Here is a 10,691-nt window from a genome sequence, read left to right as displayed (position 1 = left end):
TCCACAGTGAACCTCACGACGTGACCACCTGGCAGTTGGGGGCGAGCACCTTGTACTGGTCGCAGTATGCCTTCACCGCCTCCGGCGAGGCGAACCCGTCCCGTATCAGTACATGGAAACCTTCCGCTCCGTCGGCGATCAGCCCGGACTTGCGGCTGTCGACCACCCGCACGTTCATGCCGGCCGCGTTCAGCCGGTCGCGCGTCGCCTCCGCGGGGCCGAGGCTCGACAACGCGAACACGTCGACGAGCGCGTACGGCGCCGTCACCGGATCCTTCGGAGCGTTCCCGATCAGCCCACCGGCGGTCGTGAACCGTTCCGGCAGCACGCCCATCCGCGCCACCCACACCCCGCCGGCGGCCAACGATCCGACGAGCAGCAGCCCGACGATGGTCGCCGTGGGCCGGCTCATCCGCGCCCTCGCGATGCCCGCGTGGGTCACCGTGGCGAGCGGCGCCGGCGGGTCGCCGTCGTCGACAGCGGCGGCCGTCTCGTCTGCGACGTCGACGCAGTGCACGGTGAGGACGTAGGGGCGCCGCGCGCCGAACATCGCGCGCTTCGGGCGTCCCGTGACGAGGGTCTCCCCGGACCCGCCCACGGCGATCGACAGCAGCGACGGCCGCGCCGTCGCGCGCCGCGGAGCCTTTCTTCTGGACGGGGTCTCGCCGACCATCTCCAATCCCGGCCGGACGCCGAGCGTCACCGACGACGTGCCCGAGTTCTCGACCGTCACCGCCACGGTGACGGTCCGCCGCCGGGTGCGCCGGACGTCGAGGCGGGCGGAGAGCGTGTCGGGCGCCGAGACCGCGAGCAGCCCGGTGGCCCGGGCCGCGACCGCGCCGTCGCGCAGATCCTCCGCCTGGACCGTGAACGGCTGCAGGGTCGCCTGCGGTGTGACGGTCGCCGGGGGCCGGAACACCAGATCGACGCTTGTCGACTCGCCCGGCGCGGCGGCGACCACGGCCGGCTCCGCCTGGGCCCACGCGGCGGCGCGGCCGCGCACGACGCCGATACGCACCGGCGTGCGCTCATCGCCGTTGTTGGATACCTGGATACGCACCCGGGTCTCGACGCCGGGTGAGACGGTCACGGTGGCCCGGGGAACGGTGATCTCGACAGTCATGCCGTGGTCAGTTCAACACCGGACTCGGGTCGTCGTCCAGCCCGTCGGTCGGATCCGGGTCCACTGTGGACCGCTTTCCGGCGAGCAGCTTCAGCGGGTTGATGTTCCCGGCCAGGGCGTCCGAGCCGGAGTGCAGCTCGAGCGCGTCGCCGTAGCCGTCGTTGTCGGAGTCGGCCAGCTGCGGGTTCAGGCCCAGGTTCATCTCCAGCGCGTCCTCGAGCCCGTCGAGGTCGGAGTCGGGTCCGGCGTTGCCGAAGCTGCCGTCGAGGCGGCCGTCCTTGTCGGTGTCGGGGGACAGCGGGTCGAGGCCGCGCGCGAGCTCGAACGCGTCGGCGAGGCCGTCGCCGTCGGTGTCGCCGCGTCGGGGGTTGGTGAGACTGGTGACCAGCTCGTGCCCGTCGGCCAGGTTGTCGCCGTCGGTGTCGGAGCGCAGTGGGTCGAGTCCCATCCGCCGTTCCAGCGCGTCGGTGAGCGCGTCGTGGTCGGAGTCCATGCCGCCGAGTGCGACCGGCACCGCGGTCTCCAGCGGGGCGGCCACCATCGGAAGCGCCGTGGGGTTGCCGTCGGAGATCCCGGGGATGATGGCCGCGTAGTTGAACCGGTTGCCGATCTCACCGTTGACCACACCGGCCCGGGAGTTCTTCGCCTCGATGGTGGTCGTTCCGTCGCCGGTGCTGATGGCGACATGCGCCACCGGCGGCTCGCCGCGGCCGCCGACCGGGTCGCTGGCGAAGTGGAACAGGAGTGCGCCCGGCGTGCGGGCCGCCTCCTCGACGGGAATCAGCAGTCCCATCTTCTGGAAGTACCGGTACTGTCCGGCGGCGCCGTCGGGGATCGTGACGCCGGCCTGATGCGCGGCCCACTGCGTGAGCTCGGAGCAGTCGAACGCCTCGGGGTCGGCGTCGTCGAGGTTCTTCACCTCCGCGCCGAAGACGTACCTGTCACCGACCTGTGCCTGGGCAACTTCCAGGAACCTCGTGAGCGCGGTGTTCTGCGTGCCGCTCATCGGGGTCGCGCCGACAGTGCCGTCGTCGCGGCCGGGGTCGAACGGGTCGCCGTAGCCGGACGTACCGGTCCAGACGCCCAGGCCGGGACCGTCGCCGTAGGCCATGGCGGCCGCCTGCGCCTCGTCCTTGTACCGGAGGTACCGCGCGCCGCTGCCGCCGTGGGTGACCGTCCACGGTGTTCCGGTCGCGCCGCCGTTCGACACCTCGTACGCGGCCCGGGCGTTCTGCTGCGGGTCGAAGAGGTCGTACTTGCTGTCGAGACCGGGGTGGGCACGCGCGTTGATCTGGAAGAGTCCCTTGGAGTCCTCTCCCACCGGGTTGTGGGCACGGCTGTTGCCGCCCGACTCGGCGAGTGCGATCGCGGTGAAGGTCGTCGCCTCGTCGGGGCTGAACCCAGCCATGCGGCAGAATCCGTAGATCTGGGCCGCGGTGTAGTTCGGCATGGCATGAAGGTTAGGGGCGTCGGGCCATGTTGCCCAAGAAGGGGATCGTTCCCCGTGTATGGAACGGTGTAACCTCCGTCTGCACCGGGGGCGTGACGACGGCTGTTGCACCCTGGGTCCGAACTTGTTGCCCAGATGGGCTGGCCTCGATGTTGTTGAATTGCGGCTGGCATGTCGGGGCGTGCCGGCGGGTGTGACGGGGGCACCACGGGCCGGCACCTGCGCGGGAGGTGAAGGTGCGGGCGGGTAAGCCTCCGTCGGTGTGGATCGACGATCGTCACGCGATCGTGCGGCGTGGGATGGCCGCCTGTCTCCAGCAGTCGGGGTTCGTGGTGCGCGGCGAGAGCGGTGGGCTCGCGCCGGAGCCGAACCTCACGGGGCTCGATGTCCTGGTGTTCGAGGCCGAGGGCGCGGCGCTGCGGCGCGCGGTGCGGCTCATCACGGGGAGCCCCACGAAGCTGGTGGCGACGGTGCGCGAGCCCACTGAGCAGCAGGTACGCGAGATCGTGGATGCCGGCGTCGGTGCGGTGCTGCCCCATGACGGGCTCACCCCCGAGAAGCTCGTGGCAAGCGTCCGCGCGGTGGTGGCCGGCGCGGTGGCGCTGCCGGGCGACCTGCTCACGCGCCTCCTCGCCCACGTGGTGAAGGCGTCGAACCTGGGACCGGGCGGGCTCAACGACCGCGAGCGCTCGGTGCTGCGACTGCTCGCCGACGGTCACGACACCCGGGGAATCGCCGAGGACCTGCGGTTCTCCGAGCGCACGGTGAAGAACGTGGTCCACGATGTGCTCACCAAGTTGAACGCCCGCACCCGGGCGCAGGCCGTCGCGCTCGCCACCCGTGAAGGTGCGATCTAGGTAAATATGGAAATAAGGCCCTGGTTGGTCCTGGCGGATCTCCTGTTGCAACGTGAGGCCCTGGTCTGCCGGGTGGCCGAGGGCCGTCCGCCGCGTGACTTCGCCGGTCTCTACGTGGCCGCCGACGACCTCGACCGCGTCCTGCGCTCCCTGCCGGGACTGGACGGACCCGATCCCTCCACAGTGGACCCCGTACGCGCCTCGGTCGCCGAACCCCTGGAGGCGGCGAGGAAAGCGCTCTCCGCCAGCCTCGACGGCGACGACGCGTTCGCCACCCTGTGCCGCGCGGCCGGCCTCGACGGACCCGCCGCCGAGGTGCTGGCGCTGCTGGTCGCGGTGGAGATGAGCGCCGCCCGTCAGCGGCTCGTCGCCTACCTGCAGGACTCTGTTCACCTGCCGCAGCTCACGCTCGGCACCCTCGCCCGCATCCTCGACGGCGGTGAGAAGGCTGTCGCACCCGACGCGCCCCTCCTGCGGGCCGCGCTCGTCGAGATCTCCGGCACCGGGCCGTGGGCCTCGCGCACGTGCGCGCCGCCGGCGCGGGTCGTGTGGCACCTGCGCGGCGACACGTCCGCCGATCCCGGGCTACCGGCCGGCGCGGCCGTGAGCCCGGCCGGCGCCGCCGATCGGGACGGCGCGGCCGTGAGCGCGGCCGGCGCCGCCGTCGGCCCATCCGGCGCGGGAAAGCGCATTCCCTCGGAGCTCGTTCTCATCAACGGCGGTGACGCGCAGAGCAGGCTGCGCGCGGTGGCGGAACGCTGGCCGGGAGCCGCCCGGGTCGAGTCGCCGGTGCCGGCCGATCCCACGGGATGGGCCGCCCTGGTGCGCGAGGCCACGATCGGCGGCGCTGTCGTGGTCCTCGATCTTGAACGCCCGCTGGACCCGGCCGCGCGTGACGCGATCACCCGGGCCGCGCACCTGCGGTGGGTGCTGTGCTCGGCGCTGGAGCAACCGCTGGACTCGCTGCCGGCGTTGCCGTGGCGCGAGATCCGCGTACCGAGCGGGGAGGCCGACGAGTCGGACTGGCAGCGGCTGCTCGGCCGCGGTCCGGATCCGCAGTACCGCCTGGGTCGCGACCAGCTGCGCCTCGTCGCGGCCGCGTCCGACGGCGGCCCCATCGCCCCGGCCGTGCGGCGCCTGGCTGGTGGGCACCTCGACGGTGTCGCGGTGCGCATCCGTCCGCGGCGCGGCTGGGACGACCTCGTGCTCCCGCCCGACGACGTGCGCCAGCTCCGCGAACTGGCCGTGCGGCACCGGCGGCGGGATGTCGTTTATGGCAGATGGGGATTCCCGCCGCTGCCGTCGACCGGCGTCGTCGCGTTGTTCGCCGGTCCGTCCGGGACCGGGAAAACGCTTGCCGCCGAGGTGGTCGCCGGCGTGCTCGGGCTCGATCTGTACAAAGTGGACCTATCGGCGGTCGTCAGTAAGTACATCGGCGAAACCGAGAAGAACCTCGAGCGGATCTTCGGCGCGGCGGCGGCCGGCGACCTCGTCCTGTTCTTCGACGAGGCCGACGCGCTGTTCGGCAAGCGGTCGGAGGTCAGCGACGCGCACGACCGGTACGCCAACATCGAGGTCGCGTACCTGCTGCAGCGGCTGGAGACCTACGACGGTCTCGTCGTGCTCGCCACCAACCTGCAGCGCAACATCGACCAGGCGTTCCTGCGCCGCATCTCGGTCGCCATCGACTTCACGCTGCCGGAGGAGCCGGAACGCAAGGCGATCTGGTCGCGGGCGTTCCCCTCGTCGGCGCCCGTCGGCGACCTCGACATCGAGTTCCTGGCCCGCCAGTTCAAGGTGAGCGGCGGCATCATCCGCAACGCCGCGCTCGGCGCCGCGTTCCTGGCGGCCGACGACGACACCGCGATCACGATGCGGCATGCTGTGCTGGCCATGAAGCGGGAGTTCCAGAAGATGGGCCGGTTGCGCACCGAGGCCGAGTTCGAGCGCTACTTCGAGCTGGTCGACTGATGCGGTCGGTGGGGTTGGTCGACTGATGCTGCACCTGCTCGACGAGTCGCTGGAGACGTTCCTGCGCGCGGTGGTCCCGCTGCCGCAGCGCTCGGTCGACGTCGTCTTCGACGCGCCCGACGGCGACTGGGCGGCCGGCGTCTCCCGTCCGACGGTGAACCTCTATCTCTGGGACGTGCGGCCGAACCTCGTCGAACGCCAGTGGGGCGAGGAGCTGGTGCCGCTCGACGACGGCCGACGCGTGCGCCGCGAGCCGCTGCCCCGCGTCGACTGCCGGTACCTGGTGACCGCCTGGACCACCGAGGTGCGCGACGAGCACTCCCTCCTCGGCAGCGTGCTGACCGCGTTGCTGCTGCACCCGTTCATCGCCGCCGACCACCTGAAGGGTCCGTTCGCGACGGTGCGCCCGCTGCCGGCGATCCAGCTGCGCAGCGGTGACGGCACGGAGAACTCCGACTTCTGGTCGGCGCTGGGCGGACAGCTCAAACCGGGGCTGGACCTGGTGGTGACGGCCACCGTCGACGCGGCGCTGTTCGTCGAGGCCGGTCCGCCGGTCCAGGAGGTCGACGTCACGGCGACCAGGTTCGTCGATCCGGCGGAGCCGGTGGTGGTGGAAGAGGCCGAGGAACCCGAACCCGTCACCCCGAAGCGCGGACGGCCTTCTCGGAAAGCTCCATGAGGTCGTCGAACTGCGCCTCGGACGCCTGCGCGATCTCCGCCTCCACCGGCAGGTCGGGTTCCCGGTCGGGCGGCACCGCCCGGCGCTCACCGTTCGACAGCTCGTAACCCTCCTCGACGGACCGGTTCTCGTCGGCGACGGCCTGCACCGTGCGCTCCACCGCGTTCGCCCGCACCCGTTCCAGCGCGCTGACGACGTCGGCGAGCAGCCGGGTCACGTCGCTCCGGTCGCCGGTGCCGCCGCCGTCGTGGACGACCCTGGCGCCGGCCATCTCGCGGACGATGTCGGAGTCGGCCATCTGCTCCTTGAACTCGTCGATGAGCTCGACATCGACCTCGGTCTTCAGCTCGGCGGCACCCTTGTAGATCATGATGGTGGTCTGCTTGCGGTCCTCCGCGCCGCCACGGACCGGTACCACCAGGCTCAGCACGTCCCACAGCTGTTTGCCCACCGCGAACGGGATGATGTGCTCGGACTCCAGGTGATGGATCGCCGGACCCTTGCGCAGACTCGACGGCTTGGATCCGTGCTTCCCGACGGTGCCGAGCCCGGGCGCGCTGACGCCCGGATGCAGCAGTCCCTCCACGGCCTGCGACCCGTTGGCCGCCGTGGCCAGCTCTACCAGCGCCGCCGACCCCGGCCCGGCGGCGACGGCCGAGGCCAGCGCCTGGTTCGAGACGCCGCCCGGCATCGCCGCCGCCGCCGCGAGCTGCGCCGCCTGGAGCCGCTCCGGTTCCTCCGCCCGCGTCCGCATGCCGTCCATCGTCCCCGTAAACGCCGGTCACGCAAAGGGCGTGCACCTTCGACTGCACCGTTGCACCTGTTGCACGCGCGCGGTGAAAGCGAGTCTCGACGCATCGAGGGAGGTGCGATGAGACGTGTGCTGATGGGCGACTTCAGCGCGCTGCACCGGCTTGGCCTGCGGGACATCCTGCGGTGCGACGGGATAGAGCTCGTGGAGACCACCGAGGCGGACGTGGTCGACCGGCTCGTCGAGGCACTGCCCGACGTCATCGTGCTGGACCTCGACCAGCGCGACGTCCTCGACCTCGTGCACCGGATCGTCTACCAGTTCCCGTCGGTCAAGGTGGTGGCGTGCTCGTCGGCCCAGCCGCTGATGCGCATCTTCCCGCCGTTGCACTACGGCGAGTCCTATACCACCGACCTCGACCCGGCGCTGTTGGCGAGCGCCGTCCAGTATTAGCACCCATCCAGACGTGTACCTGTTTCGAAGCACCCGGAAAGACCAGACCAGAGGGGGTAGACCGTGGCGGCGACTTACGGAGCGCCGGGCGTGTACATCGAGGAACAGCCCAGCGGGTCGATGCCGATCGAAGGCGTCGGTACCGCCGTCGCGGCGTTCGTCGGCTTCACCGAGACCTACAACGTCGACGAGGGCGATCCCACCGACCCCGACGGCGTGAAGCCGCAGCTCGTCACGAGCTGGCCGCAGTACGAGCGGGTCTACGGCGGTTTCGTGCGGGGCGCCCGGCTGCCGCACGCCGTGCGGGGGTTCTTCGAGAACGGCGGCTCGGCCGCCTACATCGTCCGTGTCCCCGTCGGTGACAACGACGGCGACGAGCAGGCGCGGCTGTCCCTGCCCGCCGCCGAGCGGCCCGACGTCGAGAGCCTGCACATCGCGGCGCTCAACCCGGGCTCGCGCGTCGAGGTCGAGATCGTGCCGCCGGCCGCGCCGCCGGCCGCAGACGGCAACGGCGGGCAGGATACCCCGCCGGCCGAGTACACCCTGCGGGTCTACTCCGACGGCTCGCTGCAGGAGGAGATCGGCGGTCTCCAGTTCACCGGCAAGAGCCCGCGGACGCTGGAGCGCACGGTCAACGAGCGGTCCCGGTTCGTGCGGGTCGAGATCCCGCCGATGCACGGGGTGTCGCTGGCCGAGCGGGCACCGGCGCCGGGCCGGTACCAGGTGGAGCGGCCCGCGGTCGTCCTCAATGGAGTGACCCCGGCGGACATGGAGGGTTCGGTCGCCGAGCGCACCGGCTACCAGGGGCTCGCGATCGCCGAGAACGTCACGATGGTGGCGATCCCGGACCTCATCACGATCACCACCGGCGACGACGGCAGCTTCGACGAGGAGACGTTCCTCGCCGCGCAGAAGCAGCTCGTCGACTACTGCGAGGCGAGCCACACCAAGATGGCGATCCTCGACACGCCGCCCGGTCTCAACGCCGCGCGCGCGTTGGAGTGGCGCCAGAAGCTGGCCCGCGACACGGCGTTCGCCGCGCTGTACTACCCGAACCTGGTGATCGCGAACCCGCTGGCCCGGCCCGGTGCCACCAACGGAGAGAAGTTCATCACGGTGCCGCCGAGCGGCCACGTCGCCGGCGTGTGGGCGCGCACCGACGGCACCCGCGGCGTGTGGAAGGCGCCGGCGAACGAGGCGGTGCGCGGGATCGCGCGCCTGGAGTTCGAGGTGACCAGCGGCGAGCAGGACCTGCTGAACCCCGAGGGCGTCAACTGCATCCGCAGCTTCGGCAGCTACGGCACGAAGATCTGGGGCGCCCGCACGCTCGCGAAGACCGACCCGTCGTGGCGCTACATCAACGTCCGGCGGCTGTTCAACTACATCGAGGAGTCGATCCGCCGCGGCACCCAGTGGGCGGTGTTCGAGCCGAACGACTTCGACCTCTGGCAGCGGGTGAAGCGGAACATCACGTCGTTCCTGCGCGGCCTGTGGATGCAGGGCGCGCTCGTCGGTACGACCGCCGAGCAGGCGTTCTACGTGCTGTGCGACGCCAGCAACAACCCGGCGTCCTCTGTGGACGAAGGGAAGCTCATCGTCGAGGTGGGCATCGCGCCGGTGAAGCCGGCCGAGTTCGTCATCTTCCGGATCAGCCAGTGGCAGGGTGGCGGAGCCACCTCGGAGTAAGTGAGGTATCGACATGCCCGACTTGATGACAAGCTTCAACTTCGTCCTGGAGATCGGCGGGGTGGAGCTGGCGAGCTTCCGTAAGTGCACCGGTGTCGAGGCGGAGACCGAGACCATCGAGTACAAGGAAGCCACCAAAGACGGCAAGATGATCATCCGCAAGGTGCCCGGCGCGATGAAGTGGAGCGACATCACGCTCGAGCGCCGCATCGACGAGTCCAAGGCCCTGTGGGAGTGGCGCAAGCAGGTCGAGGACGGCGACATCGACGCCGCTCGTCGCGACGGCTCGATCGTCATCAAGGACTCGCAGAAGAAGGAGGTCGCCCGCTGGAACTTCATCGCCGGGTGGCCGTCGAAGTGGACCGGTGCCGAGCTCGACGCCGGCGGTAACGAGGTGGCGACCGAGAAGATCGTCATCACGCACGAGGGTCTCAGTCGTTCATGAGTCTCCAGACGGAGTGGCCCTTCACCCTGCCGAAGGGCTACGTCGACGACCAGGGAACGCTGCACCGCACCGGAACCATGCGGTTGGCGTGCGCCCGCGACGAGATCGAGCCCCTGCGCGACCCGCGGGTCAAGGAGAACGAGTCGTACGCGACGGTCATCGTGCTCGCGCGGGTGGTCACCGAACTCGGTACCGTCCCGCGCGTCACCACGAAGACCATCGAGTCGCTGTTCGTCTCCGACTTCTCGTACCTGCAGGACCTGTACCGCATCATCAACTTCCAGGACACGTCGGTGCTCGACTCCCTGGAGCCGGGAGCCCCTTTCCCGACGAGCTCCGTGGAGGTGGGCTAGGCCGGTACGACCACGACGAGCTCTGGCAGGAGATCGCCTACCTCGCCTACCACCTGCACTGGCCGTTCGACACCCTGCTCGACCTCGAGCACGGTGACCGGATCCGGCTGCTGCAGGAGGTGGGCACCCTGAACGAACGCGCCTGGCAAGGAGTACGCGGTGGCTGACGCACGCACGATGGACCCGCCCTTCGCCGGACGGTTCGTGTTCGAAGTGGAGGGTCGCACGATCGGTGCCTTCACGGAGGTCTCCGGCCTTGCCGTCACGATCGAGGTGGAGGACGTGGCCGAGGGCGGTCAGAATGCGTTCACGCACAAGCTGTTGGGCCGCATGAAGTGGCCCAACCTCGTGCTCAAGCGCGGCGTCACCAACTCCGACGCCCTCTTCGAGTGGCTGATGGAGTGCTCCGGCGAGGGCTTCGCCAAGAGCAACCGCGTGGTTGGCCGCTCCGGCAAGGTCTCCGTGTTGAGCGCGGCCGGCAAGCCCGTCCGCACCTGGGAGTTCACCAACGCGAAACCCGTCCGCTGGAGCGGCCCGAAACTCGCGGCCTCGGCCCGCGAACTGGCGGTGGAGGAACTGGAGGTGTGCCACAGTGGCTTCCGTTCCGGCCGGTAGGCGCCGCCGCCTGATCCGCCGCCTCGGCGCGGTCGCGCACCGCCTGCTGCGCCCGCGCCGGCGCACGGCGGCCGTCGCGGCCGATGTCGTCGGCGCGCTCCAGGTCCGTCCACCATGGACAATGATCGAATATTTGAGACGGCATAGCACGGCTCCGGAAGCGACCCCGTTCTCCGGTACGGCCAGCACGCCGCCGGACCCGGGACGCCCGTCGACGATCGCGGTGGGCGCCGTGGGTCGGCGGGCGTTGGTGGCGTCCGGGCGTCTGGCGGGTCGTTCGTTGGCGCGCCCCGCCCCGGCGGGTCCGA

At 70.6% G+C, this 10,691-nt stretch carries 11 protein-coding genes and 1 pseudogene; 9 read left to right on the top strand and 3 right to left on the bottom strand.

Translation table 11 applies throughout. The features are described from left to right. Positions 1-13: 13 nt before the first annotated feature. Together Voc01_RS12065 and Voc01_RS12060 are read right to left on the bottom strand one after the other, a co-directional pair. Positions 14-1,123 carry an SPOR domain-containing protein gene (locus Voc01_RS12065; RefSeq protein WP_203927449.1) on the bottom strand — a complete coding sequence of 370 codons (1,110 nt, stop codon included), beginning with the start codon at positions 1,121-1,123 and terminating at the stop codon, positions 14-16. A gap of 7 nt (positions 1,124-1,130) precedes the next feature. Then, a complete protein-coding gene (locus tag Voc01_RS12060) occupies positions 1,131-2,573 on the bottom strand; it encodes a transglycosylase SLT domain-containing protein (RefSeq protein ID WP_203927448.1) in 1,443 nt (480 codons plus the stop codon). A 260-nt stretch (positions 2,574-2,833) separates the two neighbouring features. Between Voc01_RS12060 and Voc01_RS12055 the strand changes: the two genes are divergently transcribed. Genes Voc01_RS12055 through Voc01_RS12045 form a run of 3 tightly spaced genes read left to right on the top strand, consistent with a single transcriptional unit; the run spans position 2,834 to position 6,080 of the window. Next, positions 2,834-3,430 (top strand): response regulator transcription factor, encoded by a 597-nt coding sequence (locus Voc01_RS12055; protein ID WP_203927447.1) that lies wholly within the window; start codon positions 2,834-2,836, stop codon positions 3,428-3,430. Between the two features lie 45 nt (positions 3,431-3,475). Next, on the top strand, positions 3,476-5,401 hold the full coding sequence (locus Voc01_RS12050) for an ATP-binding protein (protein ID WP_239160128.1): 1,926 nt from the start codon (positions 3,476-3,478) through the stop codon (positions 5,399-5,401). A gap of 25 nt (positions 5,402-5,426) precedes the next feature. Next, entirely contained in the window at positions 5,427-6,080 is a 654-nt protein-coding gene (locus Voc01_RS12045) for a Pvc16 family protein (RefSeq protein WP_203927445.1), read from the top strand. Here Voc01_RS12045 and Voc01_RS12040 read toward each other — a convergent pair. Next, a complete protein-coding gene (locus tag Voc01_RS12040; RefSeq protein WP_203927444.1) occupies positions 6,040-6,834 on the bottom strand; it encodes a hypothetical protein in 795 nt (264 codons plus the stop codon). The two genes, Voc01_RS12045 and Voc01_RS12040, sit on opposite strands and share 41 nt — an antisense overlap. Before the next feature lie 117 nt (positions 6,835-6,951). On the opposite strand from Voc01_RS12040, the gene Voc01_RS12035 reads away from it, so the two are divergent. From Voc01_RS12035 to Voc01_RS12015, 6 genes and pseudogenes are all read left to right on the top strand, one after another. Then, entirely contained in the window at positions 6,952-7,284 is a 333-nt protein-coding gene (locus Voc01_RS12035) for a response regulator (protein WP_203927443.1), read from the top strand. A gap of 63 nt (positions 7,285-7,347) precedes the next feature. Further along, on the top strand, positions 7,348-8,970 hold the full coding sequence (locus tag Voc01_RS12030; protein ID WP_203927442.1) for a phage tail sheath family protein: 1,623 nt from the start codon (positions 7,348-7,350) through the stop codon (positions 8,968-8,970). Positions 8,971-8,983: 13 nt separating this feature from the next. Further along, positions 8,984-9,415, top strand: a complete 432-nt coding sequence (locus tag Voc01_RS12025; protein ID WP_239160127.1) for a phage tail protein — start codon at positions 8,984-8,986, stop codon at positions 9,413-9,415. Further along, positions 9,412-9,768: a hypothetical protein gene (locus tag Voc01_RS12020; protein ID WP_203927441.1), complete on the top strand. Its 357-nt coding sequence runs from the start codon at positions 9,412-9,414 to the stop codon at positions 9,766-9,768. Before Voc01_RS12025 ends, Voc01_RS12020 begins: the two co-directional genes overlap by 4 nt. A gap of 14 nt (positions 9,769-9,782) precedes the next feature. Next, positions 9,783-9,935 (top strand): annotated as a pseudogene (locus Voc01_RS54615) (DUF6760 family protein); the annotation flags it as partial. Next, positions 9,928-10,383, top strand: coding sequence for a phage tail protein (locus Voc01_RS12015; protein WP_203927440.1), 456 nt, complete (start codon positions 9,928-9,930; stop codon positions 10,381-10,383). The pseudogene Voc01_RS54615 and the gene Voc01_RS12015, both read left to right, overlap by 8 nt. The last annotated feature ends 308 nt before the right edge of the window (positions 10,384-10,691 follow it).

This window comes from Virgisporangium ochraceum, assembly GCF_016863655.1.
In the GTDB taxonomy this organism is placed as follows: domain Bacteria; phylum Actinomycetota; class Actinomycetes; order Mycobacteriales; family Micromonosporaceae; genus Virgisporangium; species Virgisporangium ochraceum.
The sequence above is the reverse complement of the archived record's forward strand: the minus strand, read 5'-3'. Positions and strand labels throughout refer to the sequence as shown.

Bases quoted from the DNA above. Each gene is read 5' to 3' on its own strand.
- Voc01_RS12065 (WP_203927449.1), bottom strand. From the start codon at position 1,123: ATGACTGTCGAGATCACCGTTCCCCGGGCCACCGTGACCGTCTCACCC.
- Voc01_RS12060 (WP_203927448.1), bottom strand. From the start codon at position 2,573: ATGCCGAACTACACCGCGGCCCAGATCTACGGATTCTGCCGCATGGCT.
- Voc01_RS12045 (WP_203927445.1), top strand. From the start codon at position 5,427: ATGCTGCACCTGCTCGACGAGTCGCTGGAGACGTTCCTGCGCGCGGTG.
- Voc01_RS12040 (WP_203927444.1), bottom strand. From the start codon at position 6,834: ATGCGGACGCGGGCGGAGGAACCGGAGCGGCTCCAGGCGGCGCAGCTC.
- Voc01_RS12035 (WP_203927443.1), top strand. From the start codon at position 6,952: ATGAGACGTGTGCTGATGGGCGACTTCAGCGCGCTGCACCGGCTTGGC.
- Voc01_RS12025 (WP_239160127.1), top strand. From the start codon at position 8,984: ATGCCCGACTTGATGACAAGCTTCAACTTCGTCCTGGAGATCGGCGGG.
- Voc01_RS12020 (WP_203927441.1), top strand. From the start codon at position 9,412: ATGAGTCTCCAGACGGAGTGGCCCTTCACCCTGCCGAAGGGCTACGTC.